General features: G+C 50.1%; 25 protein-coding genes and 1 other RNA gene. 16 read left to right on the forward strand and 10 right to left on the reverse strand.

The annotated features are described in order from the left end of the window. The first annotated feature begins 9 nt into the window (after positions 1-9). The 4 genes from ACI1P2_RS07745 (at position 10) to ACI1P2_RS07760 (ending at position 4,896) form a co-directional block, all read left to right on the forward strand. The gene (locus ACI1P2_RS07745; protein WP_355318420.1) at positions 10-1,926 is read left to right on the forward strand and encodes an ABC-F family ATP-binding cassette domain-containing protein; all 1,917 of its coding nucleotides are present in this window, start codon (positions 10-12) and stop codon (positions 1,924-1,926) included. Positions 1,927-2,052: 126 nt separating this feature from the next. Beyond that, positions 2,053-2,622, forward strand: coding sequence for an RNA polymerase sigma factor (locus tag ACI1P2_RS07750; RefSeq protein WP_355318422.1), 570 nt, complete (start codon positions 2,053-2,055; stop codon positions 2,620-2,622). After that, positions 2,579-4,294: a DUF4179 domain-containing protein gene (locus tag ACI1P2_RS07755; protein ID WP_355318423.1), complete on the forward strand. Its 1,716-nt coding sequence runs from the start codon at positions 2,579-2,581 to the stop codon at positions 4,292-4,294. The genes ACI1P2_RS07750 and ACI1P2_RS07755 overlap by 44 nt, the downstream gene beginning before the upstream one ends. 38 nt (positions 4,295-4,332) lie before the next feature. Further along, positions 4,333-4,896 (forward strand): DNA-3-methyladenine glycosylase I, encoded by a 564-nt coding sequence (locus tag ACI1P2_RS07760; protein ID WP_355318484.1) that lies wholly within the window; start codon positions 4,333-4,335, stop codon positions 4,894-4,896. A 154-nt stretch (positions 4,897-5,050) separates the two neighbouring features. Here ACI1P2_RS07760 and ACI1P2_RS07765 read toward each other — a convergent pair whose 3' ends face one another. The 5 genes from ACI1P2_RS07765 to ACI1P2_RS07785 all read right to left on the reverse strand — a co-directional run bounded on the left by ACI1P2_RS07765 (position 5,051) and on the right by ACI1P2_RS07785 (position 9,000). Further along, complete coding sequence (locus ACI1P2_RS07765; RefSeq protein ID WP_355318425.1) at positions 5,051-6,088, reverse strand: M42 family metallopeptidase; 1,038 nt, start codon at positions 6,086-6,088, stop codon at positions 5,051-5,053. A gap of 17 nt (positions 6,089-6,105) precedes the next feature. Next, the gene (locus tag ACI1P2_RS07770) at positions 6,106-6,471 is read right to left on the reverse strand and encodes a LapA family protein (protein WP_355318426.1); all 366 of its coding nucleotides are present in this window, start codon (positions 6,469-6,471) and stop codon (positions 6,106-6,108) included. A gap of 122 nt (positions 6,472-6,593) precedes the next feature. Next, positions 6,594-8,381: an oligoendopeptidase F gene (pepF, locus tag ACI1P2_RS07775; RefSeq protein WP_355318486.1), complete on the reverse strand. Its 1,788-nt coding sequence runs from the start codon at positions 8,379-8,381 to the stop codon at positions 6,594-6,596. A 195-nt stretch (positions 8,382-8,576) separates the two neighbouring features. Next, positions 8,577-8,759 (reverse strand): hypothetical protein, encoded by a 183-nt coding sequence (locus ACI1P2_RS07780; protein WP_355318428.1) that lies wholly within the window; start codon positions 8,757-8,759, stop codon positions 8,577-8,579. Positions 8,760-8,766: 7 nt separating this feature from the next. After that, positions 8,767-9,000 carry a hypothetical protein gene (locus tag ACI1P2_RS07785; RefSeq protein ID WP_355318429.1) on the reverse strand — a complete coding sequence of 78 codons (234 nt, stop codon included), beginning with the start codon at positions 8,998-9,000 and terminating at the stop codon, positions 8,767-8,769. Positions 9,001-9,157: 157 nt separating this feature from the next. Here ACI1P2_RS07785 and ACI1P2_RS07790 point away from each other — a divergent pair, with 157 nt between their 5' ends. The 6 genes from ACI1P2_RS07790 to ACI1P2_RS07815 all read left to right on the forward strand — a co-directional run bounded on the left by ACI1P2_RS07790 (position 9,158) and on the right by ACI1P2_RS07815 (position 15,871). After that, a complete protein-coding gene (locus ACI1P2_RS07790; protein WP_355318431.1) occupies positions 9,158-9,355 on the forward strand; it encodes a cold shock domain-containing protein in 198 nt (65 codons plus the stop codon). Positions 9,356-9,518: 163 nt separating this feature from the next. Further along, positions 9,519-10,925 carry an MATE family efflux transporter gene (locus ACI1P2_RS07795; protein WP_355318487.1) on the forward strand — a complete coding sequence of 469 codons (1,407 nt, stop codon included), beginning with the start codon at positions 9,519-9,521 and terminating at the stop codon, positions 10,923-10,925. Between the two features lie 94 nt (positions 10,926-11,019). Continuing rightward, positions 11,020-12,099, forward strand: a complete 1,080-nt coding sequence (locus ACI1P2_RS07800; RefSeq protein ID WP_355318433.1) for a tetraprenyl-beta-curcumene synthase family protein — start codon at positions 11,020-11,022, stop codon at positions 12,097-12,099. Between the two features lie 20 nt (positions 12,100-12,119). Then, positions 12,120-13,091 carry a 6-phosphofructokinase gene (gene pfkA, locus ACI1P2_RS07805; protein ID WP_355318435.1) on the forward strand — a complete coding sequence of 324 codons (972 nt, stop codon included), beginning with the start codon at positions 12,120-12,122 and terminating at the stop codon, positions 13,089-13,091. Positions 13,092-13,331: 240 nt separating this feature from the next. Then, positions 13,332-14,117 carry a glucose-1-dehydrogenase gene (locus tag ACI1P2_RS07810; protein WP_355318436.1) on the forward strand — a complete coding sequence of 262 codons (786 nt, stop codon included), beginning with the start codon at positions 13,332-13,334 and terminating at the stop codon, positions 14,115-14,117. 47 nt (positions 14,118-14,164) lie between these two features. Beyond that, entirely contained in the window at positions 14,165-15,871 is a 1,707-nt protein-coding gene (locus ACI1P2_RS07815) for a glycoside hydrolase family 13 protein (protein ID WP_355318489.1), read from the forward strand. 337 nt (positions 15,872-16,208) lie between these two features. Here the strand turns inward: ACI1P2_RS07815 and ACI1P2_RS07820 are convergent, their stop codons facing one another. From ACI1P2_RS07820 to ACI1P2_RS07835, 4 genes are all read right to left on the reverse strand, one after another. Beyond that, complete coding sequence (locus ACI1P2_RS07820; protein ID WP_355318438.1) at positions 16,209-17,573, reverse strand: MATE family efflux transporter; 1,365 nt, start codon at positions 17,571-17,573, stop codon at positions 16,209-16,211. 167 nt (positions 17,574-17,740) lie between these two features. Continuing rightward, positions 17,741-18,922 carry a putative glycoside hydrolase gene (locus ACI1P2_RS07825; RefSeq protein ID WP_355318440.1) on the reverse strand — a complete coding sequence of 394 codons (1,182 nt, stop codon included), beginning with the start codon at positions 18,920-18,922 and terminating at the stop codon, positions 17,741-17,743. A gap of 256 nt (positions 18,923-19,178) precedes the next feature. After that, positions 19,179-19,367, reverse strand: coding sequence for a hypothetical protein (locus ACI1P2_RS07830; RefSeq protein WP_355318442.1), 189 nt, complete (start codon positions 19,365-19,367; stop codon positions 19,179-19,181). A gap of 171 nt (positions 19,368-19,538) precedes the next feature. Further along, positions 19,539-20,360 carry a YitT family protein gene (locus ACI1P2_RS07835; RefSeq protein WP_355318444.1) on the reverse strand — a complete coding sequence of 274 codons (822 nt, stop codon included), beginning with the start codon at positions 20,358-20,360 and terminating at the stop codon, positions 19,539-19,541. Positions 20,361-20,697: 337 nt separating this feature from the next. Here ACI1P2_RS07835 and ACI1P2_RS07840 point away from each other — a divergent pair, with 337 nt between their 5' ends. From ACI1P2_RS07840 to ACI1P2_RS07855, 4 genes are all read left to right on the forward strand, one after another. Then, positions 20,698-22,245, forward strand: a complete 1,548-nt coding sequence (locus ACI1P2_RS07840; RefSeq protein ID WP_355318446.1) for a DEAD/DEAH box helicase — start codon at positions 20,698-20,700, stop codon at positions 22,243-22,245. A gap of 163 nt (positions 22,246-22,408) precedes the next feature. Next, on the forward strand, positions 22,409-23,170 hold the full coding sequence (locus ACI1P2_RS07845; protein ID WP_355318448.1) for a YesL family protein: 762 nt from the start codon (positions 22,409-22,411) through the stop codon (positions 23,168-23,170). A 55-nt stretch (positions 23,171-23,225) separates the two neighbouring features. Continuing rightward, positions 23,226-23,418: non-coding RNA, 6S RNA (gene ssrS, locus ACI1P2_RS07850), on the forward strand. Between the two features lie 205 nt (positions 23,419-23,623). Next, positions 23,624-24,016, forward strand: a complete 393-nt coding sequence (locus ACI1P2_RS07855) for a DUF1499 domain-containing protein (RefSeq protein ID WP_355318450.1) — start codon at positions 23,624-23,626, stop codon at positions 24,014-24,016. A 63-nt stretch (positions 24,017-24,079) separates the two neighbouring features. Here ACI1P2_RS07855 and tpx read toward each other — a convergent pair whose 3' ends face one another. Continuing rightward, positions 24,080-24,598 carry a thiol peroxidase gene (gene tpx / locus ACI1P2_RS07860; protein WP_355318452.1) on the reverse strand — a complete coding sequence of 173 codons (519 nt, stop codon included), beginning with the start codon at positions 24,596-24,598 and terminating at the stop codon, positions 24,080-24,082. Between the two features lie 109 nt (positions 24,599-24,707). Between tpx and ACI1P2_RS07865 the strand changes: the two genes are divergently transcribed. Both ACI1P2_RS07865 and ACI1P2_RS07870 read left to right on the forward strand, forming a co-directional pair. Further along, complete coding sequence (locus ACI1P2_RS07865; RefSeq protein WP_355318454.1) at positions 24,708-25,328, forward strand: rhomboid family intramembrane serine protease; 621 nt, start codon at positions 24,708-24,710, stop codon at positions 25,326-25,328. A 38-nt stretch (positions 25,329-25,366) separates the two neighbouring features. Then, positions 25,367-26,293, forward strand: coding sequence for a LysR family transcriptional regulator (locus tag ACI1P2_RS07870; protein WP_355318456.1), 927 nt, complete (start codon positions 25,367-25,369; stop codon positions 26,291-26,293). Positions 26,294-26,533: the final 240 nt, after the last annotated feature.

Genomic DNA, 26,533 nt, shown 5'->3' on the forward strand with positions numbered 1-26,533 from the left:
TATATATAGATGAATATATTAACGGTTGAAAATCTATCAAAAAGCTATGGGGAAAAAATACTGTTCCGGGACGCTTCTTTCGGCATGGATGAACGCGATAAAATCGGTGTCGTGGGTGTCAACGGTACGGGGAAATCGACCTTTTTGCAGATCATCGCAGGGCTTGATACGCCGGACAGCGGGCAGATTGCCGTCAACAATGATGTCCGGGTTCAATATTTGGCGCAAAATCCCGATTTCGATTCGGATGTGACGGTACTGCAGCAGATCTTTCGAGGGACGCTTCCGGAAATGAAGGCGGTAAGGGAGTACATGGAGGTTATGGAGCTGCTGGAGTTGAATCCGGGCAGCGATGAGCTTCAGAGACGCCTGCTGTCTGCCAATCAGCAGATGGATGCACTGGGGGCATGGCAGCTGGAGAGTGATGCCAAGAGTGTGCTTACAAAGCTTGGCATTACCCAGTTTGATGCCAAAATGGGGACGCTCTCCGGCGGGCAGCGCAAACGGGTGGCGCTGGCGGCGGCGCTGATTCAGCCCTGCGAGCTGCTGATCCTGGATGAGCCCACCAACCATATCGACAATGATTCCGTTGCTTGGCTGGAGCAGTATTTGCAGAAAAGACGCGGCGCCTTGCTGATGATTACCCATGACCGCTATTTTCTGGACAGGGTGGCTACGGTCATGCTGGAGTTGGATCAAGGCCGCTTGTACCGTTACGAGGCCAATTACAGCAAATTTCTGGAGCTGAAGGCAGAGCGTGAGGAGAGGGAAGCAGCCTCCGAGCAGAAGCGGCAAAACCTGCTGCGCAATGAGCTTGCCTGGATCCGGCGCGGCGCCAAGGCGCGCACGACAAAGCAAAAGGCAAGAATCGAGCGATTCGAAAAGCTGATGGAGCAGCAGCCCGAGCAGCGCGGGGGCACCATAGATATGTCGGTCGCTTCAACCCGGCTGGGCAAAAAAATACTGGAGATCGACGGTCTGTCCAAATCGGTTGACGAGCGTACGCTGATTGAGCACCTGGATTATGCGGCGGTGCCCGGCGACCGGATCGGCATCGTCGGACCGAACGGAAGCGGCAAGTCTACCCTGCTGAATATGATTGCAGGCCGAATTGAGCCGGACCGCGGCCAAGTTGTGCTGGGGGCCACGGTAAAGCTGGGCTATTTCACGCAGGAGCATCAGGAGATGAACCCGAATCAGCGAGTGATTGAATATATCAAGGAAGGGGCGGAGGTCATCCGTACCGATGACGGCAGCACCATTACCGCCGCACAGATGCTGGAGCGCTTCCTGTTCCCGCCCAATATGCAGTGGTCCATGATTTCCCGCTTATCCGGAGGCGAGAAGCGGCGTTTGTATCTGCTGCGCATTCTGATGGAAGCGCCGAATGTGCTGCTGCTGGATGAGCCGACGAATGATCTGGACATCCAGACGCTCGGAGTGCTGGAGGATTATTTGGATGATTTTCCCGGCATAGTGATTGCTGTATCTCATGACCGCTATTTCCTGGACCGGACCATGGATAAGATTATGGCCTTTGAGGGAGAGGGCAAGGTTCGCCTGCATGTGGGCAATTATACGGAGTATGCGGAGTGGATGGCCCGCCATGCCATAGAGACGGTGTCCCCGGTAGCTGCTGCGGAGAAGAAGACGTCCACGGAGAAACAGGATCAGCCTCCAAAAAAAGAAAAATTGAAATTCAGCTACAAGGAACAGCGAGAATATGAGCAGATCGATGAATTGGTAGCGGAGGCGGAGGAACGGCTGGTGCAGATTGCTGCCGAGATGGAGAAGGCGTTCAGCGACTCGGCGAGGCTGCAGGAACTGATGCAGCGGCAGTCAGAGGCGGAGGCCAAGCTGGAGCATCTGCTGGAGCGCTGGACCTATCTTAACGAATTGGCTGAACGGATTGAAGAAGGCAAATAGTAAATGAATAACCGCAAGTCTCCGTACCAGGTGACTCGCGGTTTTTTAAATTCATATGTGAGAAATGAACCTTTTTCCAGGTCAGATGGTTTAAGTTATGACAGGAATGAAAGGAGGAAGGGAGTATTGACGCAAAGAGAGCTTTTTGAAACATACAACAAGCAGGTATACAGGACATGCTACTACATGGTACATAACGCATCAGATGCCGAGGATCTTTGCCAGGAAGTATTCATCTCGGTTTTTCGCAGCAATTGGGAGCATATAGAGCATCTGCGGGCATGGATTATGCGTATCGCTGTGAACCGCTGTCTGACACATCTGAAGTCACAGCGCAGCCGACAAGCCAAGGATTTTCTCGTGCAGAGCCAGTATAGCCCTATCGAGCATGAGGGTAAGGCATTGGACTTACTGCTGGAGGAGCGGGAGGCTGCGGAGGAGCTGGCGGGGGATATGATGCAGTTACCTCCCAAGATTCGGGCTGCCGTATCGTTAAGGTATATGCACGATTTCAGTATGGCTGATATAGCCGAAATTTTGAGTATTCCAGTTGGGACGGCAAAATCAAGGGTCCACAAAGGTCTAAAGCTAATGAAGTTAATCCTGTCAAAGCGGGAATTTGCAATCCATCGTTCGGAAGAGGGAGGATGTCATGAAGCATACCGAGAACAGACTAAAGCAGCAACTAAACCGTGAAAGCGGGTTGAACTACCCTGATTTTAACGAGATGTGGTCACATATAGAGGCAGCACTCGACCCGCAAGCTGAGACTCAAGTGGAAGCGGCCGACGCAGTATTTTTCGGGAAGGGCAGACAACACTCCCAACGGAGAAATGGACTTATTTTGCCTAAAATCAGAGCGGGAGGCTGGCGCCGGGCCGCGATGATTGCTTCTATCAGCACTGTCATCATTGCAGCCCCAGTATATGCAGCGTTTCAGGTCGATTGGACCCATTTGCTGAACGGCAGCGGCAGGAGTGGCATCCAGACCGCCCTGGCACAGAATCTGGGGCAGACGATTGAGCAATCTGTGACGAAGGACGGAATCACGCTAACCATTCATACAGCCGTAGTGGACGAGAACCGAACGGTCATCTTATACAGCCTGGATACAGGGAAATATGGGAAGAATCTATGGCAGTTCGCCGACATGGAGCTGACGGATGAGCAAGGCAATCGGATCGAGGGCAGGGTCGGTAGACAGATGTGGAATGAACAGGCTGGAAGGTACATCGGTTATTTTGAGTCAAATTGGACTCCTAAGTCGGAGCAAGCGACTATTGAACTTACGGCCGGAAAGCTGCAATTTTTCTCGAATCAGCAGAAGGAGATACCGCTTGATGTCAGCAAATCAGGCGAGCAGCAGTTTGCCATCGAGCAAGATGGCATTTCCAAGCTGGTGGTTCAAGCGTTTCCACGGGGAGAGGATAGCCTGATGCTGTCTACAGGCGTATTTTTTGCTCAGCCGGAGGTCAGAGAGTGGGCCACTCCACAAGTGAATGCCTACTACAAGAGCGATGAGCCTGTTCGCATCAGCAACGGTGCCTTCGGCAAGCCTGGAGATCACGGGGAATATACGGCACAGCAATATTACAAGCTGGCTGATATACCAAAGGATGATACTGTATATAAACTCGACTACACTCGCCGGGATACCATTATTGATCAACAATGGACATTCTCACTTCACCTGAGCAAGCTACAAATGGAAGCAGGTACCCAGCGTACCCAGATTGATCTGCCTGTTCCCGGTACGGAGGATAAGGCAATGTTGAAGGAACTGGTCATTACCCCTACGCAAATCCGTGTGACGGAAGAGCATCAGGAGCGCTATTACCAGCTCCCATTTGTCAAGTATCAACTGGAAGTGGATGGTCATTTACTACGCCGGGCATACTGGTCTTCTGAGAAAGGTCCTCATATAAGCGAGCTATCTGTGGAGAGGCCGCTGGATTTGGAGATTACAGACACGTCCATCATCAAGCTGATTGGGCGACACAAAGTTCTACATCATGATGGTGGTGATTTTCCCCCAATCATGCTCACGAATATTAGCAAGCAGCGTCAATCGTTCATGCAGGACATTGGAGGCTATCCTGTGAAATGGACGTATTATCGAGAAGATGGTAATCTGTTCGTAGAGACGGAAAGCGCTGATCCCTTGTTCGGCGGCATAAATCAGACCCACATCGGCAAAGGGGAGGAACGCATCCTAGGAAAGCCTCTCACGGTCAATTTCGCAGGGGATGGGAATAACAAGAATATTGATGTGTATAAGGATTACGCTCTAGATAGCGCAGAAGTCTACATGTTCTACTACAGCACAGAACTGCCGGATGAGGAATTCAGCATGCAGCTTCGTCCATAGTGTGTTCATAGTTGTGATTACAGGAAGGATGATGGCATCTGAGCCCGGAAGTACAGCGTTGCGCATGGGTCAACGAAGACCCGCTTTATATCGCATATCATGATGAGGAATGGGGCAGGCCCCAGTATGAGGACCGTGAGCTGTTCGAGCTGCTGATGCTGGAGGGAATGCAGGCAGGCCTGAGCTGGTATACCGTCTTGAAGAAGCGTGAGGCATTCCGTGAAGCCTTCGATCAGTTCGACCCTGAGCGGATAGCTGCCTATGATGAGAATAAGATAGCAGAGCTGCTGGCGAATCCGGGCATCATCCGCAATCGTCTCAAGATTCAGGCGGCGATTACCAATGCGAGAATCTATCTGGACGTGATGGAGAAGGGCGGCTTCTCGGAGCTGCTGTGGAGCTTCACGGACGGTGCTCCATTGGTGAATCATTGGAAGGATACCGCCGAAGTTCCAGCCACGACTCCCCAATCGGATCAGATGAGCAAGGCGCTGCGCAAGCTCGGCATGAAATTCGTAGGCTCAACAATTTGCTATGCGTTCATGCAGGCTTCGGGTATGGTGAATGATCATACGCTGAATTGCTTTTGCCGAAAAAGCTGAGTGTCCTGACTTGTGAAATGGTAAATAAAGAGGCAGCCTCACAGCACGCTCAAACGTGCCATAACGGCTGCCTCTAATCGTTCTTATCGTAGCCTCTGCAATGGCAAGCTTTAGCCCAAACAGTTACAGAGACGGAATGCCATTATTTCATACATTATTCCCGAATATAAGCAGCGAGTAGACGTGCTGTGTTCACCACCGCCTGCTTATGGGTTCGCTCCATCGCATGGGAGGCATGCACCCCTGGACCGACCAGTGCGGCGCGGATATTGCTGCCGCCCTTGAGCGCTGCTGACGCATCCGAGCCGTACTGAGGATAAATATCGACGGCGTGAGGGATCTCAAGCTGCCGGGCCAGTTCGATCAGCCGGCTCGTCATGTCATAGTCATACGGGCCGGACGAGTCCTTGGCGCAAATGGAAACATCCGTTTCCTTGCAGCTCAGGTCATCGCCGATCGCTCCCATATCTACCGCGATCATCTCACGGATGTCGGCAGGGATATAGGATGCTCCGTGACCGACTTCCTCATAGTTGGAAATCAGCAGCTTGACCTCACGCTTTGGCGTCCATTGCTCGCGTCGGCATGATTCCAGCAGCCCGAACAACGCCGCAACGCTGGCCTTATCGTCCAGATGACGTGATTTAACATATCCGCTTGGCGTCACGACGGCACGGGCATCGAAAGAAATGAAATCCCCCACGGCAATGCCCAGCTTCAGCACATCCTCTTTGGTTTCCACCAATTCATCGATCCGCACTTCCATGTTGCTTTCCTTGCGCTCAAAGGTTCGTGCATCCGCATAGACATGCACGGAAGGATGGGCGGACAAAATGGTGCCTGTATAGATTTTTCCGCTCCGGGTATGTATTTGACAGTATTCATTCTCGATGCTGTTCATCATGAACCCGCCGACAGAAGTGATGCGCAGCGTGCCGTGGCCGGTTACGGAACGTACCATGGCGCCGAGGGTGTCCACATGGGCGCTCAGCGCTATCGTGTTATCCGTATTTTCGCCCTTCAGCGAAATGATGGCACCGCCTTTGGCGTTCCACTCCACCGGGAATCCGAGCTTATCCGCTTCCTCACGCACAATTTTCATCACTTCATGCGTGTACCCGCTCGGGCTTGGAGTGTCCAGCAGCTTCTTGAGCAGAGATATAATGTATTCTTCATTCGGCTGAATATTCATGAATGCAGATTTCCTCCTTATTTGGACAACCGGTCAGCATCCCCGACGGAAGCTGCTTCGGCAGCGGCGGTTCCTTGGGCCTCCCCGGGCGTATTCTTCAGTTGCTCTGTTCCGGAAGTCTGGGCCGCTGGCGGCTGCTGCAGGAGTTCCAATTGGCGTGTAAGACGTTTAATCTCGCGCTGCAGCTTGAATTGGCGGAAAATACCCAGGGAGCCTACGATCAGGCCTCCGAGCAGCGTACAGCCCAAAATCAACAGAATCAGCGGAATTTCGACAACCTGGAACAACAGGTTTACCTTAACCGCATTGACATTGATGACGGCGAAGATTGCGGTCAGCAAAGCGATAATTAATGCAGAGATCAGAGACCATTGTAATCTCATCAGGGCCACCTCCTTGGCATGATAAGTATAAAATCCCTTGTCTATGAAAGGCAAGGGATTTTATGACAGCGCCAATTCGACAGCTTTTTTGCAGAACTCTGCTCTGCAGGAATCAGCTTAGCTCAGGAGAGCTTTTCCATCTCCTCAATCAGTTCCTTAAATACACTCATGGCCTCGCGAATCGGCTGTGGCGAAGACATGTCTACACCCGCTTTTTTCAGAATGTTGATGGAGTAATCGCTGCCCCCGCTTTTGAGAAAGCCAAGATAACGGTCAACCGCCGGCTGGCCTTCCTCCAGAATTTGCTTGGAAAAGCTCGTGGCCGCAGAGAAGCCTGTCGCATATTTGTACACATAGAAGCTGTTGTAAAAATGCGGGATGCGCGCCCATTCCATGGCGATATCCTTATCCACGTGCATATCCGGTCCATGATACTTCACGTTCAGATCATAATAGATATCCGACAGCACCTGCGGAGTGAGGGACTCACCCTGTTCCGCCCGTTCATGAATGATCTTCTCGAACTCGGCAAACATCGTTTGCCGGAATACCGTTGTACGGAACTGGTCGGCATAATAGGTGAGCAGGTACATTTTTTCCTTCGGATCCTGCGATTTTTTCAGCAGGTAATCCATCAGCAAGGCCTCATTCGTCGTTGAAGCCACTTCCGCGAGGAAAATCGTATACTGGGCGTCACGGTAAGGCAGCGCGTTATCCGAATAATAGGAATGCAGCGCGTGGCCCATTTCATGTGCCAGCGTAAACATGCTGTTCAGATTGTCCTTATGGTTCAGCAGCACATAGGGATGGGTGCCGTAGGCTCCCCAGCTATAGGCGCCTGTACGCTTGTTCTCGTTCTCGTATACGTCGATCCAGTGTTCAGTGTAGCCTTTTTTCAGCGCGGCCAGATAATCGTCACCCAGAGGTTTGAGTCCTTCCAGCGTAGTGTCCTTGGCTTCGTCATAGGTGATGTCCATCTTGTATTCATCCACCAGCGGGGCGAACAAGTCGTACATATGAAGCTCATCCACACCGAGCAGCTTTTTTCTCAGCTTCATGTAGCGGTGCAGGAGAGGAAGGCTTTCATGGATCGTGTCGACCAGGTTTGTATACACTTCCTTCGGAATGTTGTCGCCATAAAGGGACATTTCCAGCACGGAAGGGTACTTGCGGACCCGGGAATAAAAAATATTTTTCGTTACATTGGCGCTCAGTGCGGCAGCGATCGTATTTTTGTTGGCCGCATACGTATCGTACACGGCTTTAAAGGCCCGTTCGCGCACTTCACGGTTGGGGTTCTCCAGGAACTGGATATAGCTGCCGTGTGTCAGTTCAACCTCGTTGCCGTTCTCGTCCTTGATGCGCGGAAACTTTAGATCCGCATTGTTGAGCATGCCGAAGATCGTCTGCGGGGCCTGTGAAAGATTGCCGACCTGGGCCAGCAGCGCTTCTTCAGGCTTGCTCAGAATATGCGCCTTCTCGCGCTTCATCTCCTGCAGTGTGAATTTGTAAGGGGCAAGCTCCGGAGCGGCGATAAACTCATCCAGCTTGCCTTCAGGCAGGGATAAAATTTCGGGAGTAATAAAAGAGAGCGCTTCGCTGACTTCCACGCTGAGCTTTTTCGCTTTTTGCGACAAAGCCTGGTATGTAGGCTCCGCAGTATCTTCATCGTGATGAAGATGGGCGTATACGTATACCCGTTCTGTTTTGAGCGATAATTCATCTTCAAGCTTGAAGCAGTCGCGAACCGCCTCGGCTTGGTCCAGCTTGCCCTGGAAGGAGGAGGCTTTCTTTGTTAACTGTTTGATTTCCTCGTATTCCTTGTCCCAGGCCTGCTGATTCGGGAACAGATCTTCCAGCTTCCAGCTGTTTTCCGGTGCTACTTCTTCACGTTTCAGTACTTTACTCATAGAGGGCCTCCTTTGTTCTTTCATCTGCGATGTGCGGGTTACGGTTTTGGCGTCTGCAGGCACCAGCGGAGAAAGCAGGCTGATGGCGAGCAGGACGGCTAGTGGTTTGGCAGGCCGCAAACATGCATCCTCCTTTTACCATGACATATAAGTCATAGTATGGCCTCAGAGGGAAGCAAATATAATTTGCCGCTTTTAGCTGGAACCACCCAGCATCAAACCGTATACAATAAGGAAAAAGGCAAAACAGATCATAACGACAGCCGCCAGAGCCATCCATTTCTTGAGCTGGGCGGGGATGCTGTCACGTTTCATCAGGAGCACGGCTCCCAGGGTAAAGGCAAGGATAATAAAAATAATGGAGCTGCTCGTATCCATGGACGTCCTATACCTGCTTGAAAGCGTTCATGATACGCTCCCATTCTTCCTCGTTGCCTTGAAACTCTTCCTTTGGGAAGCGGTTGTTGGCCCACTGCATCATGGCTGGGCGGCTCAGAAAAGTATGCGCTTCCTCCCCCCAGTCGTCGGAAATTTCCCGCAGGACGATGTAGCGGCCCTGGACCTCGACTGTCATCATGTTCCATTTGTCTTTTTTGTATATTTCATGCTTTTTCATCATATGCATATCTCCGTAAGTGTTTTGGTCCATAATACCGCAGACGGCAGGGAAAAACAAATCATTCCAGCGACCCAAAACATCAATTGCAATGTTGAAAATGATGGAGTATAATATGGATATTCGCCATAGATGGCGGTATTTTTAGGAGGTTGTTCACTTGAAGGGTACAGTTAAATGGTTTAACGCAGAGAAAGGCTATGGCTTTATCTCCACTGAAGGCGGCGAAGACGTTTTCGTACATTTCTCCGCAATCCAAGGCGAAGGCTTCAAGACTTTGGATGAAGGTCAAGAAGTAGAATTCGAAATCACGGAAGGTAACCGTGGACCTCAAGCAGCTAACGTAACTAAATTGTAAGAATATTTCCGGTAAACGGATCTCTTATAAAGTTCGGCTGAACGTCATAAAAGCGCAGTTTTCCCGTTGGGAGCTGCGCTTTTTTGCTTCCACAGGTTTGACTGGTGTTAAATATACATAATGACCACAACTTTGACTATTAGAGGAGCTGATTGTCATGGCTATGGCCGCTGCGCGGACCGGTCCGTCTCTTACGGAGGGGCCAATTGCGAAAACGCTTTTTTTCTTCTCTCTCCCCATGCTGCTGGGCAATGTGCTGCAGACGCTGAACGGTACCATCAATTCCATTTGGGTGGGCAAATTTCTCGGCGAAGCGGCCTTGACCGCGGCCTCCAACGGCAACATTATTTTATTTTTTCTGATCAGCTCCATTTTCGGCGTCACCATGGCCGCCACCATTCTGATCGGTCAGAGCATCGGAGCAAAGGATATCGCCAAGGCGAAGCGGGTTGTCGGCACGAGCGCCGTCTTTTTTCTTTTGCTGGCATTGCTGATTGGCGCTGCGGGCATTTTGCTTTCGCCTTCTATTCTGACGGCTTTGAATACGCCTGCGGAATCCCTTGAAATGGCGATCATCTATACAATGATTATTTTTGCAGGCATCCCGTTTATGTTCGGATTCAACTACATTATGACGGTGCTGCGGGGATCGGGTGATTCGAAAACGCCTTTTTACTTTCTGATTTTATGCGTAGTGCTGGACGTCGCTCTTAATCCTGTGTTCATCTTCGGGCTCGGTCCCGTACCCGAGCTTGGAATCGGCGGTTCGGCGCTGGCAACGGTCATCGCGAATTTTGTCAGCTTTATAGGCATGATGATCTATCTGTATCGTATGAAATATTTTTTACGCATTACAAAGGATGAACTGCACCTGCTGCGGATGGACTATGGCATCATTTGGACGCTCATCCGCAAAGGGGTGCCGATGGGGCTGCAAATGATCGTTGTTACCACCAGCGCAATCATGTTGATGTATCTTGTCAACAGCTTTGGCGTTGATGCGGCTGCGGCCTATACAGCGGCGAACAATCTGTCCAGTTATGTCCAGATGCCGGCGATGGCGCTTGGAGCTGCGGTGTCTTCTTTCGCCGCCCAGAATATCGGCGCCCGGAAGTGGGACCGCGTCCACCGCACAACCTGGATCGGCGTTCTGTTCAATCTGCTCATGACAGGTGGCCTGGTGGTGGTGATCCATATCTTTAACCGGGAGGCCTTGCTGCTGTTTCTTCCGTCCTCCGGCCAGGCGCTGGAGATCGGGATGAGGATTAACGAAATTACGCTGTGGAGCTTTGTGCTGTTTGGCGTCATGAATGTAATTACAGGGGTTGTCCGGTCCACGGGAGCCGTCATTGTGCCGCTGCTGATCACTACGCTGGCATTGTGGGGAATACGGATTCCGCTGGCTTATCTGCTGGTGGATGACTTTGGACTGAACGCGGTATGGTGGAGCTTTCCCATCGGCTTTGCCGTCGCGATGACTGCCGGAATCCTGTATTATGTGTCCGGAAAATGGCAGAACGCATCCATGGATGACACCCGGGAAAAGCACCCGGAGCCTGTCGAAAAGTGACTTTCTTTATTTGTGCAAACTTGGCGATCATATTATAATAAGCTTGTTTGGATAGGTTGCGAAAAACGTAGACACATTGTGGAGGCACCGTCATTTGAATGATATTGAGCTAAGACAATTTCAGGCTCCGCGCGGTCCCTTTGGGTTGATGAACCGAATGTACAGATACATCCTTCCCGAGACACAGCGAACCCTGGAATATTGGCGCCAGACGGCTGAACAAATTCCGGATACTGAATTAAAGAAGCAGGCGCTTGCAAGCATATCAGGCAAGGCGTTTCACTGTATCGGCGGCTCGGTCTATGCGGCGGTTAATCTGCCGGTCCGTCATACGCTGATTCAACTGATAGTCGCTTATCAGACGATCAGCGACTATCTCGATAATTTGTGTGACCGAAGCACGTCTTTGGACCCGGAAGACTTCAGACTGCTGCACCAGTCCATGCTCGATGCGGTTAATCCGGCGGCGGAACCTGTTCATTATTATGCTTTACGGGACGAACAGGAAGATGGAGGATATCTGCTTCACCTGGTGGAGACTTGTCAGTCATGTATACGCAAGCTTCCGGGTTATGAAGCCGCCATGCCTTATATTCTTGATCTGGCAAGGCTTTATACCGATCTACAGGTATACAAGCATATCAAGCCGGAGCTCCGGGAAGCAGCATTAATGGATTGGTGGAACCTTCATAAAGAGCGGACACCGGAATTGCGCTGGAATGAATTTGCGGCGGCGACGGGTTCAACGCTGGGCGTATTTATGTTGTTTCTGGCTGCCAGCGACCCCCATCTGACCGATTCGGGGGCAGCCGCAATTCATCGGTCGTATTTTCCGCATGTCTGCGGTCTGCATATATTGCTGGATTATCTGATCGACCAAAACGAAGACCGTATAGGCGGGGATTTGAACTTTTGCAATTACTATGAAGATACCGAAACCATGGTTGACCGGTTCGTGTTCATTGTAAACAGTGCGCGGGTGGATGTGTCTTCAGTACCTGATAGTTCCTTTCACAGGATGATTATCGAGGGACTGCTTGCGTTATATTTATCCGACCCGAAGGTCAGCGAACAGCAGGAGGTACGCCTCGTCTCAAAGCGTTTAATGAAGAAAAGCCCGCTCATGAGGTTGTTCTTTTTCGTGAACAGTCGTTGGATTCGAAGGCAATTATGAGAATTTAGGAGGAAATAAAGATGACAGCAGTTAAAAAAATCGCAGTATTAACGAGTGGTGGAGACTCTCAGGGAATGAACGCGGCCGTTCGCGCCGTCGTGCGCAGCGGGCTGTATTTCGGCTTGGAAGTGTACGGCGTACAGCGCGGTTATCACGGGCTGTTGAACGATGACATTTTCCCGATGGATTTGCGCAGTGTGGGCGATATCATCCATCGAGGCGGAACGGTGCTGCAATCCGCGCGTTGCAAGGAGTTCAGAACTCTGGAAGGGCAGCAGAAGGGTGCGCAAATTTTGCGCGACCGCGGCATTGACGGGCTTATTGTCATCGGCGGTGACGGCTCCTATCAGGGAGCGAACAAGCTGAGCCAGCAGGGCATAAAAACGATGGGGCTTCCGGGCACGATTGATAACGACATTTCTTTTACAGACTATACGATCGGTTTTGACACGGCTGTCAGCGTTGTCGTAGATGCCATCAACAAGCTTCGGGACACCATGTCTTCCCATGAGCGTTCTTCCATCGTGGAAGTTATGGGCCGTCACTGTGGCGATATTGCCCTTCATGCCGGACTGGCTTCCGGTGCCGAGACAATTCTGGTACCTGAGGTTGAATTCAATATGGATGAAGTGGCCGAGCGGATGAAGCAAAATTTCGCCCATGGCAAAAGACATAGTATTATTATCGTCGCCGAAGGCGTAGGTAGAGGAGAAGATGTGGCGGCAGAGCTCGTCAAGCGCTTCCCGACGAACGATCCGCGTGTAACCGTACTGGGCCATATTCAGCGCGGAGGCACTCCTACAGCATTTGACCGCAATCTGGCCAGCAGACTTGGCGATTTTGCGGTGCGTCAGCTGATTGAAGGACAATCCGATAAGGCTTGCGGTATTATTAAAGGCGAACTTGTTGCCACTGATATCAATATAGTAGTTAATACGAAGAAACCGTTTAACATGGATTTGTACGAGCTTGCCATCCGCCTTTCCCAATAATTTCATATAACCCCGGTTGGGCAGGTAGGATCCCTTCCGTGTGACTGTGTCAGCAACAAGAACACAGTTTACATGGAGGGGATTTTTTTTAGATTAAAGAAAGTATAAGTTTTCAGCGAAGCTGAAGCTTTCTTTAATCGCAAGAACTACTGCTAGATGCGGTCTGTCTTCTGTGAATTACGTCGAATAGACGTTTTTCTTATGGGTAAAATGAGTGAAAAGCTTTGCAGGAGGTAAGGCATGTATAACGATCTTACAGGAAAAACCGTTGTCATTACCGGAGGCGCAACCGGCATCGGCAGGGCGATGGCTTTGCGGTTCGGACAGGAAAAGGCAAATGTTGTGATTAACTATTTCGGAGACAATCAGGACGTTGAATCATTGGTATCCGAGATTGAATCTTATGGAGGAAAAGCAGTCGGCGTTTATGGCGATGTATCGAAAGAGGAAGACGTCAAAAAAATGGTGACTGCAGCGCATGAGCAATTCGGTTCGCTTGAAGTCATGATCAACAATGCAGGTATAGAGAATGAGATACCTTCCGAAAAAATGACTCTTGAGAACTGGAAAAAGGTCATTGATGTCAATCTGACCGGGGCCTTTCTGGGCTGCCGGGATGCAATAGATTACATGTTGGAGCACAAAATCAAGGGCGCTATTATCAACATTTCGAGCGTTCATGAGGTGATTCCCTGGCCTCATTTCCTGCACTATGCTGCCAGTAAAGGCGGCATTAAAATGATGACGCAAACGTTGGCTCTCGAGTTCGCTCCCCATGGCATTCGGGTAAATAACATTGCGCCCGGGGCAATCAATACGCCGATTAATGCCGCCAAATTTGCCGATCCTTCGCTGAAAGCGGGCGTTGAATCTTTGATCCCTCTCGGTTATATTGGCAAGCCAGAAGAGATTGCCGCCGTGGCCGCATGGCTGGCTTCCTCCGAGTCCAGCTACGTGACGGGCATTACATTGTTTGCAGACGGAGGCATGACAAAATTTCCTTCATTCCAGGGAGGTAAAGGGTAGTGACGACATTAGAAAACAAAGAACCTGTTCTGCAGGAAGCACCGCCAGTGAAAAAACAGTGGTGGAAAGAAGCTGTTGTATATGAAATCTATCCCATCAGCTTTAAGGACTCCAATGGAGACGGCATCGGTGATCTGCGCGGGATTATCTCGAAGCTGGATTACCTGAAGGATCTGGGTGTAGATGTGATCTGGATTTGTCCCATTTATCAGTCCCCCGGTCAGGACAACGGTTATGACATCAGCGATTATTACGCAATCAAACCGCAATTCGGCACGATGGAGGATTTCGACGAGCTGCTGATGCAGGCGCATGACAGGGGGCTTAAAATCATGATGGATCTCGTATTGAATCATACCTCCGACGAGCATCCCTGGTTCATCGAATCCAGATCATCCAGGACCAGCCCGAAGCGTGATTATTATATTTGGCGTGATGGAAAGAACGGGCTTTTCCCTAACAACTGGGAATCTTACTTCGGCGGCTCGGTCTGGCAGCTTGACGAAAAAACCGGGCAGTATTACATGCATCTATATTCCAAATACCAGCCGGATTTGAATTGGCAGAATGATGAAATGATTCACGAAGTGTACAAGATGATCCGCTGGTGGCTGAAAAAAGGAGTCGACGGTTTCCGGTTTGACGCCATCGCGCATATCGTCAAAGCCAAAGGACTTCCGGATGCGGAGAATCCCAAGCATTTGCAGGTCGTTCAGGCTAATCAGTTTTTTTCGAACTTGGAGCATGTTCACGACTTGCTGCGCAAGCTTAATGAAGAGGTATTGATGGAATCCGATATTATGACCGTAGGGGAGACTTCCGGTCTTGGACCGGAGCAGGCATTGGAATATGTGGGGAACGAGCGGCATGAGCTCAATATGGTATTTCAGTTTGAGCATATGACGCTGGATTCTCCATCAACGGGCACCGCCAGATGGGAAACCCGTTCGTGGACGCTGCCTGAGCTGAAAAAGATCATGACCCACTGGCAGACTGCGCTGCATAATAAGGGCTGGAATGCCAACTATTTGGGCAACCATGATCAGCCGCGCCAGGTGTCCCGTTTCGGTAATGACAAACAATACCGGGTGGAATCCGCGAAGATGCTGGCTACGTTTTTGCTGACCCTTGAAGGTACCCCTTATATTTATCAAGGGGAAGAAATCGGCATGACGAATACTTCCTTCCAGCATATTGAAGATTACAAAGATATCGAAACGCTGAATTTCTATAAGCTGTCACAAATCCAGCAGGTGCCAGAGGAAAAAATTATGGCTGCCGTCCATGCGAAAAGCCGGGATAACGCCCGCACCCCCATGCAGTGGGATGCCAGTGAGAATGCGGGATTTTCGGACAGCAAGCCTTGGATTAAGGTCAATCACAACTACAAGGAAGTCAATGTTGAAGCAGCTCTCAAGGACCCCAACTCCATATACCACTACTACCGGAAGCTGATGGCTCTGCGCAAACAGCATAAAGTGATGGTTTACGGGGAGTACACGCTTCTGCTGCCGCTGGATCCGGATTTGTACGTGTATACGCGGACACTGGATGAGGAATGTCTGCTTGTTATTCTGAACTTCAGCCGTGACACCGTTGAATTTGAGTGGCCGGATGAGCTTGCATTTGATTCGGGAGAGCTGTTAATCGCCAATTATGAGCAACAGCCAGGGGAGAATGAAAAGAAAAAAACACTCCGGCCTTATGAAGCCAGAGTGTACAAGCTTGTTCAGCAAAGTAGTCATATGATATGAGTAGGGGCCCCGTGATCCATTGACCTTGAAGCGCACGTTGTAATGTTCTGAGGCGCTCCGAGAACGAAGCATTCCTACAATCGCTGTTGACCCTTCGGGCCAAAGGCGAACGCTGCGCTTTTCCGGAATCGCTTCGTCCTCTCCGCTGACTGCGTGCGTATTCCCCTACTTACAACATTACGACTTCGAATCAAAAGGATCTTCTTGTGCCTTCTACATTGGATAAAAGTCAAGAACAGGTAAAAAGCTGCCCTGTTCTTGACTCATTTTAAATCTATAAAAAGAAATGAAGGATATTACATAAAAGAAATTATTTTGATGAGCTCTCCCGCTGTTCTCATTGTTGTTTCACACGTTGGTTCCTGAACCGGCGCTGCACAACCCAGAGGCGGGCGAGAAGGGTGGCTGCACCGACGGCCAGGCCGGTAATGAGCCCGACCCAGTAGCCGTATGGACCGAGTTCTGTCCACTTTGCCAGTACATAACCGACAGGCAGACCGATGATCCAGTAAGAGATAAAGGTCAGGAAGAACGCTGGATTGACATCCTTGTAGCCGCGCAGCACCCCCTGCGTCGGAGTCGCAATGGCATCCGATATCTGAAAAAAGATCGCGTAGAGCAGAAACTGCTGCGTCATGGCAATAACGTCAGGATCGCGCGAATAGATTCCCGCCACACTTTTTCCCCACAACAGCAGTACAACCGCGGCTGCCAGGGAGAGGGCAACGGCTGTGCCGATACCGATCCGGCTGTAGCTTTGAGCGTCCTTCGGACGGCCTGCACCTGCTTCATAACCGACAAGAATAGTCAGAGCCGTACAAATACTAAGAGGTATCATGTACAGAGTAGAAGCGAAATTGATGGCCGCCTGGTGGGCTGCTATCGTTATCGTATTAAAGCTGCTCATGAAGAGAGTTACCGCAGCAAATACGGCAGTTTCGAAAAAGATGGCAAAGCCCATTGGCGTGCCGATCCGTGCCAGTTCAAGCCAGCCTTTGCCCGAAACGCCGTGAAACTGGCGGAAAACGCCATATTCAGCAAATACGCTACCCCGATGGACGATAATGAGGGCCGTGAGAAACACAATCCAGTAGGTGCAAGCGGTCGCAACTCCTGATCCAACCCCTCCAAGCTCCGGAAATCCCCATTTCCCGTAGATCAGCAAATAATTCAGGAATACGTTGACAGGCAGGGAGATCAGGGTAATCATCATCGATATTCTGGTTTGACCCAGGGCATCAATAAAGCTGCGCAGGGCGGTGTAACCGAAAAAAGGAATAATGCCGAAGGCGAGGGCAACCAGATAATAAAAGGCGACATTATGAACCCTGGCCTCCAGGCTCATCCCCGTCAAAATCGGCTTAAGGAACAAAAAGCCGGCTGCAATGACAACGACGGCAAGCAGCAGCGCGAACCATAAAGCCTGTATGACATAAAATGAAACCTTGTCTTTCTGCTGTTTGCCAATCAGCTGGGACACGATGGGCGTAACGGCAATCAGAATGCCGCTGAGCCCCGTTTGAATGGGATTCCACAGGCTGACGCCTATGGCGGTTCCGGCCAAATCCGCTGGTGCATACCTGCCGGACATGTTGGTATCAAAGAAGGTCATGGCCGATAAAGTAATCTGTGTTACCAGAATGGGAAGCAGAATAACAGCAAACTGCGTCCACTTCTCGGCAGTCGAATAAGTTGTATTCATAACCGCGCATCCTTTATAAAATTAATGTTCCATCTAATGTCAGAGCTTTATTGTAAGCGATGAACCGAAATCTGAACAGTATATTTTACTAAAGGTAGCAGGGCTCAATAAAAAGACCCGCGGCATTCGCGGGTCTCCTGCAAGGAATAATGATAATGGCTGTAAGTTTAATAATTGACACCAGGGGTATACCGGTTCGAGGCGCTCCAGAGCAAATATTCGTCAACGCCCGCTTCCTTCATGGCGCGGATCTGGTCTTCGATCTGCTTCTTTCCGTATTTGATATAATGGCCACTGCCGAGCCAGCTGGCTGTGAAATCCTGAATCCAGGGGCGGATGACAGGCTTCAGATCTTTGGTGGTCTCAAGCTTCTTATGCGTGTCTGCCATTGAGCCCTTAATGACCTTGTAAGGATTTTTATCGGGGTCCTTAACACCGTACCAGCCTGTCGAGTAATGGCTTGGGTAGACCATCGGCGAAATGACATCTACGTTCTCCGATATTTTCACAAAATCCTGCCCGATGCCCTCCGCCGCAGGAACAGATGCCGCGTATCCGAAAATATCCACCGATACTCTGACGCCCAGGGGTGCGAGCTGCTTGCGGGCATACTGGACAAACTCCGCAACGGCATCCACCCGCGATTTATCGGTTTTGGAGTAAGTCAGCTTGCCGGCCTTCTTCTCGAATCCTTCTGGAAAACGCACATAGTCAAACTGGATTTCCTTAAAGCCCAGCTTGGCGGCTTCCTTGGCAATTTCAATATTGTAATCCCATACTTCTTTGTTGTACGGGTTTACAAAGCTGTCGCCGCCGCCATTCTTCCACAAGGAGCCGTCTGGATTGCGGAAGGACAGCTTCGGATTTTTCTTGGCAAGGACCGTGTCCTTAAATACGACGATGCGGGCAATGGGGTAGACGTTATGCTTCTTCAGACGGGCCATCAAAGCTGAGATATCCTTGATAAAAGGCTGGGGTTTGCCCATTTTCTTCAGCTTTGCATTTTGGGTCGGATAGGTTATGTATCCCGCGTCGTCCTTGACATCAATGACCATGGAGTTCAGCTCCGTATCATCCAGCAGCTTGAGCAGCTTGGCCATGCGTTCTCCGCCAGCGCTGTATGCCGTTACGTAAATTCCTTTTACGAGGGGTGCTCCCGGCTGCGGATCGACCTTGGCCGGAGGAGTGTCTGCGTTCACGGCAGTGTCGGCTCCCTGTGACCGGATGATTGCACTGTTGATTGCCGTCTCTACAGACGACTTTACAGACGTGCCGCCTGCTGTTCCTCCCGGATCTCCCGTTCCTCCGAGGGCTCCGAACATTACCATGATTGCCCAGATGATGTTCATCTTTACGAATTCTCTCCCTTTCTTGCTATGTCTACCTGATTATACTAGATGTTTTTTGTCGAAAAAGGACATGTTTGTAACCATTCATATAACGATCAGGCTCAAACATCCTAGATCTTCTATTACCCTATATTGGATGACTGAATCGGCCGGTAATATGCATGTCCAAAATAAAAAAAGCCGCTTGCCCCCCGGGAACAACCCGGCGGTGCAGCGGCAGTCATTCATTATTATTAGCTGAGGCCTTGCCAAAAAATTAATGAAGGAAGGAATGGCTCTGGTGTTCGCAAATGCTGTACTGAATAATCTCCATAGCATCGTCAGCTTCAAGAATACCGATGCCGTCCCTGAGCACAATCCGGGAATTGAGCTCATTCTCCTTGAGAAAAGGAAGCATTTCAGGAAACCACTTCATCACGATATCGGACAGTTTTACCGTTTCCATTTCCACAAAAATCACCCTTTCCTGTTTCTGCTCGGAATCATTCACAACGAATCATTCAGTGCGTAAATCGGAAAAGCCGAGGACCTGTGAAAAAGCTGGAAAAGCTGGTCTTAGTGGAACCGTGCATTACAAGTGTAACACAAATCGGTCCATTCGTGCACGGATACCTGATTATCTTCTCAGAAAAGCACCCATCACGCCTACCGTTTCCACGATATTAACGAACGCTGCGGGGTCGGATTCCTTAATGATCCTTTTCAGCTCAGCTAGCTCATATCTCGTTGTTACTGTCATCAGCATGTCCTTTTCTTTATGGGAAAAGGCGCCTTCAATCTTGATTTTGCTTACCCCGCGGGGAAGCGTGAGCAGGCGGGACAGCATTTCTTCAGTCCGGTCAGTAATAATATACACCGTTACTTTGGTATGACTCACATGAATAATATCGACGACTTTGCCGCTGATATAAATGGATACCATGGAGGCAAGCGCAGTATTCCAGTCATCACTTAGATAGCCTGCTGCAAGAACGACCAGTCCATTCAGACCCACGAGGACCGTTCCCACAGGAAAATCACGGTAGCGAGTTACAATCGAGCCCACGATATCGAAGCCGCCCGTGGAGCCCCCGACATGAAACGAAATGCCCGCGCCTATGCCGACAAGCACACCTCCGAATACGGAAGCAAGCAGGGCATCGGAGACAAGCGCCTCTACGGGAATGACAGCGATCAGCCACGTGGTGACGATAACGGACAGGATGCTTAATCCGATGAATCTTCGGCCCAGAATGAATAAACCCGCCAGCAGAATGGGAATGTTGAACACGAAATACATCACGCTGAGATTCGCATTTGTAAAATACCCGACAAGCATGGATAAGCCGGAGACGCCCCCGCTGAGCAGGTGATGCGGGACCAAAAACAAATTAAAACCGCTAGCGATGGACGCGGCTCCAAGGATGATAACAAAACAGTTCCAGGCCAGCCTTGGCACGGTGAGTTCACCTCATTTGAAGATGTGTAAACCAGCTTGCTGGTAAAATTGATTTGATTTGTGCTATAATGCGATGTGGATATTCTTGAGTAGGGAGCTATTTCCAATCTGAACGCTTTAAATTTGAAATGCTTCACTGGCACTCAGACGTATTTTTTGAAAGATGTGATAAGGTCATTCCTCTGTGATGCGGAAATACATGGTTCGGACGGATGAAAATGAGCTGTAATCTGCCGCTGCTACAGGGAAAACCTAAACCATAATACTGCTACTTAAGAATACAGACAAGACCGCGGATTGTCCACTACATCCGTTACAAGAAGGAGTATGAATAAATTTGACGACATTTGCAGAATTTGATCTCGAACCCAAGGTACTTCAGGCGATTACGGAGCTTGGATTTGAGGAGGCAACTCCGATTCAGGCGAAATCGATCCCTATCGCACTGACAGGCAGCGACATGATCGGCCAGGCACAGACCGGTACCGGTAAAACCGCAGCATTCGGTATTCCGTTGATCAGTAAAATCTCCAAAACGGACGATAAAATCAGAGCCCTCATTATGGCGCCTACACGTGAGCTTGCCATCCAGGTGGCCGAAGAAATAGAAAAACTCTCCCGCTTCAAAGGACTTCGCACATTGCCTATTTACGGTGGACAAGATATTGTGCGCCAGATCCGTGCCCTTAAGAAGAAACCCCAGATTATTATCGGTACACCAGGACGTTTGCTTGACCATATCAACCGCAAAACCATCAAGCTGGATGACGTGAATACCGTTGTATTGGATGAAGCGGATGAAATGCTGGATATGGGCTTTATGGATGATATTCAATCCATCCTCAAACAAGTGCCGGAAGATCGCCAGACGATGCTGTTCTCGGCTACGATGCCGCCGAATATTCAAAAGCTGGCACAGCAGTTTCTTAAAAATCCTGAGCATGTGTCGGTGATTCCGAAGCAGGTCAGCGCTCCATTGATCGACCAGGCTTATATCGAGGTTCCTGAGCGTCAAAAATTTGAGGCCCTCAGCCGTTTGCTGGACATGGAATCCCCTGAGCTTGCTATCGTATTCGGACGCACTAAGCGCCGTGTTGATGAATTGGCCGAAGCGCTGCAAAAGCGCGGCTATTCCGCTGACGGACTGCACGGCGACCTGTCGCAGAACCAGCGCGATACGGTAATGCGTAAGTTCCGCGATGGCAGCATCGATGTATTGGTTGCGACGGACGTTGCCGCACGCGGTCTGGACGTATCGGGTGTAACCCATGTCGTGAACTTCGATCTTCCACAGGATCCTGAAAGCTATGTGCACCGGATCGGCCGTACCGGGCGCGCAGGCAAGGAAGGCGCAGCATGGTCCTTCGTGACTCCACGCGAAATCGATCATCTTCATTTCATCGAGCGTGTGACGCGCCACCGTATTCCGCGCAAACCGCTGCCTACATTGGCGGAAGCGATCGAAGGCAAACAGCGCCTTACGGCCGAGCGTCTGCTTGAAGTGGTTGAGCAGGGTGAACTGAACGAATATAAAGGGCTCGCTATTCAAATGCTGGAGCAGTATGACTCCGTACAGCTGCTGTCAGCTGCTATGAAGCTCCTGACAGGCGAGAAGCGTGATGCGCAGATCGAGCTGACTCCGGAGGATCCGATTCGTGCGAAGCGCCGCAGACCGGATATCCGTTCAGGCGGACGCAAGCCTTCCAACTTTGGCGGCGGACGCGGTGGATATAACCGTGACAACCGTGGCGGAAGAGGCGGCTATAACCGCGACAACCGCAGCGGCGGAGGCGGGTATAACCGTGACCGCGGGGATCGCAAGCCACGTACTGGAGAAGGTTCGGATACACGCCGGCCAAGAAGAGAGGATTCGTTTGAATCTTAAGATTTTGCCGCCGGTTGGGCGGAGATAAGAGGACAGGCATTAGGAGCCGGAGTGGTGGACACTCCGGCTTTTTGCTTGTGTGGGTGGCGGAAACGGGGCCAATTAAGTTATAGTATAAATAATAGCCAAAAGAGACTGGGCAACGCTGAGGGGGAGACTAAATTTGGAATTCAAAGGAGCCATGGGCGGCATATACCGTCTGACGGAATGGATTACTCGCTTCGCTGCCACAAACCTGCTGTGGGCGCTTTGTTCATCGCCCTTTCTGTTTTTTTTAATCATGAAGCTGATCGTCATGAGCCAGCAGATGACTAATGAATCTTTGCAGATGAACTGGGCGATGGCAATTGTGGCACCGCTTACTTTATTTCCTGCAACGGCTGCCATGTTCACGGTTGTACGCAAATGGGTCATGGGGGATAGCGACGTACCGGTCTTCCGTACCTATTTTGCCGGCTTTAAACAAAATTACAAGCAAAGTCTGGTCGGCGGACTGTTTTACACCCTGCTGACCATTGTAATGTATGTGGATTACACCGTGTACATGACGCAGTTTCCGAATCTGCAGATGATCGGCGTAATTATGCTGATTCTGCTCATCATCCTGTTTGTGTCAATGTTCAACTTTTTCTCCATGGTTACGCATTACCATATGACAATTGGGCAAATTATTAAAAACGCGATTCTGCTGACGCTGATCCGGCCATTCCGCGTATTTTCCACACTGCTAGGCAGCGCTGTGCTTGTATATGTAGGGATTCGCTACCCTGTGCTGTTTGTTTTCTTCATCCCGTGTATTATCGCATGGTTCGCTTTTTTCAACTTCTACGGCACCTTTCTGAAAATGCAGGAGCAGCTGCAGAAGCAGCAGGTGGACGGTGACCCGGAAGGGAAAGAAGCGGCAGCGGAGGAAACAAAAAAATAAAACATTTCTCGTCAATATTTACTTTTTTAGTGACGAGGTCTATAATAAGTAATAACACATCCTGCTGTGTACGTTACGATCATTTGTTGTTTTGAACCAATGACAATGTCTAGGGAGATCTACATGGAAAGCGGCTGAAAAGCCCTGTCACTTTCGACATGGGGACTTCAAATGCTCTTCCTGCGGTCACCCACCTGCTGAAGCAGGTTCAGAAGACGCTATGGTCGGACGGCAACGGCGGGGCCAATTGTTAAATGAGAAACATCTCTTTTCTTTTCACGAAGAAACAGGGGTGTTTTTTGTTGTGAAACAATGATAAACTGTAAGTAAGCAAAATACCGTCTGCCTAGGGAAAGAGTTTGTACGCTCCGCATGTTTTAAAGCGTTTGCAATAGAAAATAACGCATCTACAGAGATACCGCAGGGCACGGTGATGGTGAAGGAGGAAATAGGTTGTCGCTGAAAAGGACGCTTGTGGGGGTTATCCGCAGTCACGAAGGCACGGGTGACAAGGCGAAGGATCCCCTGCTCAAAACACGATACTATAATTTATCGAAGGATAAGGCATGGGAAGAAGTCTCATCGACATTAAAAAAAATACCCGGATTCAAGGTGCTGCACGAGGTATCCTCGGTAGGGGAAATTACACTGGAGAAGCGTACCGCTTTCGGGCGTGTTATCGATATTACCGTTTCGATTCTTTCGGTCTCTCCCGTGCGCAGCGCAATCGATATTTACTCCGCTTCGCGGGGCTCCATGGGGGATTTGGGGGCCAATTACCGCATTATTCTGCAGCTGTATGGTGTTTTGGACAAAAAAATGGGCGCCTACAAAATTCACGAGTAAGGGCGGGCATACCTGTAAAAAAATCAAGCGAGAGAAGGACTGGCCTTCCTCGCTTTTTTTGCTTTAAACGAGCTTCTTCGCAGCTTCGATTGCTTTCTCGTAATCAGGATGGTCGGCCATTTCCGCCAAATACTCCACATAAGCGATGTTGTCATCGGCATCAATGACAAAGATGGAGCGCATATCCAGGTGAAACTCCTTGATAAATACGCCGTAGGCTTCACCGAAGGAGTGTTGCTTATAATCCGACAGGGTGATGACACGGTCAACTCCGGCAGCCCCGCACCAACGTGCCTGGGCAAAAGGCAGGTCCACGCTGATGGTAAGCACGACAACCTGATCCCCAAGACCAGCCGCTTCTTCGTTAAAGCGCCGGGTCTGCGCGTCACATACTCCAGTGTCCAGCGAAGGCACTACGCTGACAAGCTTGACTTTGCCGGCAAAGTCCTTCAGTGTGGCTTCCTCGAGCAAATTTTTATTCAGTGTAAAATCAGGAGCCTTGTCGCCGACCTTGAGTTCGGGTCCGATGAGCGTGAGCGGATTGCCTTTGAAGGTTGCCACACCGTTACGTTCCTGTGTCATATGTATTTCCTCCTTATAACATTGGTTATTGGTGCCAAAATACATTATAATCTTTTATGAAAGACGATGTCCACTTGGTTAGAAACGTAATGCAGAGAGGGGCCTCATTTTGATTTTTTTGCGATATGAAAGCTGGAACAATTACATTCGTTATTATCCCGTAACCTGTCTTATTTTGCTGGCCAATCTGGTTATGGCCGGGCTGGTGCTTCTTAACGGAGGATTTAACACGAACACGCTGGTTGAGCTGGGAGCCCAGCTGAATATGGGAATTTATGATACACAGTACTGGCGTTATGTGACCTCCATCTTTTTGCACGGGGGGTTCAGCCATCTGTTCTTCAATTCCTTTGCCATCCTGGTGTTTGCCCCTCCTCTGGAAAGGCTGCTTGGGTCCGTGCGCTATCTTGTTTTGTATTTGTGCGCAGGCGTTGTGGGGAACATCATATCGGATGCCTACTTTACCTCAATCAGTCAAATCACCGTTTCAATCGGTGCTTCCGGGGCAATTTACGGGATATATGGCGCGTTTTTATACATCGCCTTGTTCCAACGCAATATGATGGATGAGGCATCCCGAAAAACGTTGTATTCGCTGCTGATCCTTGGTGTAATCTTCTCGCTGGCCGTGGCGAACATCAACTGGATGGCACATTTTGGGGGCTTGATCAGCGGATTCTTCATCTATGGACTCATGATCCGCCTGTTCAAGCGACGGACACGAGCCTGAACAGCCGTATAAGGCAAAAGAATGGAGCGAAAATTGAAGTGGAACTAAGACAGCTGCAGTATTTTGTAAAAGTAGCACAAAAAGAACATGTAACGCAAGCCGCAGAAGAGCTTCATGTGGCGCAGTCGGCGGTAAGCAGGCAGATTCATCAGCTGGAAGAGGAGCTGGGCGTCCATTTGTTTATGCAAAAAGGCCGTAATTTGCAGCTTACGCCAGTCGGGCAGCTCTTCTGCAAACGGGTGGAAAGCATTATGAAGGATCTGGACCGGGCCGTCATGGAGGTTCATGAATTTCTGGACCCGGAAAATGGCGAAATCCGGATCGGATTTCCGCACAGTTTAGGCATTCATCTCATTCCTTCTGTCGTGGCGGAGTTTCGGAACCGCTATCCTAATGTGAAATTTCGTTTTAAACAGGGGATGTATCCGACACTGATCCGGGATGTGCTGTCAGGTGAGATTGATTTGGCGTTTGTATCGCCTTTTCCGCACAGCCACGAACAAATCGGTGGCGATATTGTGCTGACGGAGGAGCTTCAAGCAATACTGCCTCCGAATCACCCGCTTGCCGGGGAGAAGAGCATCCGGCTGGAGCAACTGAAGGATGAGAAATTTATATTGTTCGGAAGCGGTTATTCGCTGCGGCCCATCGTGTGGGATGCATGCATTCAGGCAGGCTTTACGCCGAATGTTTCGTTTGAGGGGGAGGAGACGGATACGATCCGTGGTTTGGTGGCTGCCGGTATGGGTGTCAGCCTGCTGCCTGAAATGGCGTTGTTCCAGACCAACCGGCTCGAGCCGGCTAAAGTGAAAATATCAGAGCCGAAGGTAACCCGTACCATCGGCCTGATTCACCGGACAGATGACAAGCTCCCGTTAGTGGCGCAGTCATTCCGGAAATTTTTGCTGAATTATTTTGGATTGCAGCAGAATATTGAAGCTATCTACAAACCTGACATCTCTTAAGAAAACGTCTATCGACGCACTCTCTAAGGAGCCAGACCATAACAACACAACAAAGGGTGCCCCGGAGGGCCAATGTCATTAAGTTTAGCTCAAAGACAAGAGCTGAAAATAAAATGGAATCGGAAACGGCATGGGGAAAAGCCCTGTGCCGTTTGTTTTTTGGTGCAAGCAAGGAAAAAGCGTACAGCAAACAAAGCAGATGGAATATCCGCTTAAAAAAGTGTTCATGTGAACCGAATT

The organism is Paenibacillus jiangxiensis, assembly GCF_046098255.1.
GTDB lineage: Bacteria > Bacillota > Bacilli > Paenibacillales > Paenibacillaceae > Paenibacillus > Paenibacillus jiagnxiensis.

Coding starts and splice junctions, on each gene's coding strand:
- pepF (WP_355318486.1), bottom strand. CDS start 8,381: ATGAGTAAAGTACTGAAACGTGAAGAAGTAGCACCGGAAAACAGCTGG.
- ACI1P2_RS07810 (WP_355318436.1), top strand. CDS start 13,332: ATGTATAACGATCTTACAGGAAAAACCGTTGTCATTACCGGAGGCGCA.
- pfkA (WP_355318435.1), top strand. CDS start 12,120: ATGACAGCAGTTAAAAAAATCGCAGTATTAACGAGTGGTGGAGACTCT.
- tpx (WP_355318452.1), bottom strand. CDS start 24,598: ATGACACAGGAACGTAACGGTGTGGCAACCTTCAAAGGCAATCCGCTC.
- ACI1P2_RS07785 (WP_355318429.1), bottom strand. CDS start 9,000: ATGATGAAAAAGCATGAAATATACAAAAAAGACAAATGGAACATGATG.
- ACI1P2_RS07755 (WP_355318423.1), top strand. CDS start 2,579: ATGAAGCATACCGAGAACAGACTAAAGCAGCAACTAAACCGTGAAAGC.
- ACI1P2_RS07780 (WP_355318428.1), bottom strand. CDS start 8,759: ATGGATACGAGCAGCTCCATTATTTTTATTATCCTTGCCTTTACCCTG.
- ACI1P2_RS07745 (WP_355318420.1), top strand. CDS start 10: ATGAATATATTAACGGTTGAAAATCTATCAAAAAGCTATGGGGAAAAA.
- ACI1P2_RS07830 (WP_355318442.1), bottom strand. CDS start 19,367: ATGGAAACGGTAAAACTGTCCGATATCGTGATGAAGTGGTTTCCTGAA.
- ACI1P2_RS07820 (WP_355318438.1), bottom strand. CDS start 17,573: ATGAATACAACTTATTCGACTGCCGAGAAGTGGACGCAGTTTGCTGTT.
- ACI1P2_RS07795 (WP_355318487.1), top strand. CDS start 9,519: ATGGCCGCTGCGCGGACCGGTCCGTCTCTTACGGAGGGGCCAATTGCG.
- ACI1P2_RS07825 (WP_355318440.1), bottom strand. CDS start 18,922: ATGAACATCATCTGGGCAATCATGGTAATGTTCGGAGCCCTCGGAGGA.
- ACI1P2_RS07765 (WP_355318425.1), bottom strand. CDS start 6,088: ATGAATATTCAGCCGAATGAAGAATACATTATATCTCTGCTCAAGAAG.
- ACI1P2_RS07770 (WP_355318426.1), bottom strand. CDS start 6,471: ATGAGATTACAATGGTCTCTGATCTCTGCATTAATTATCGCTTTGCTG.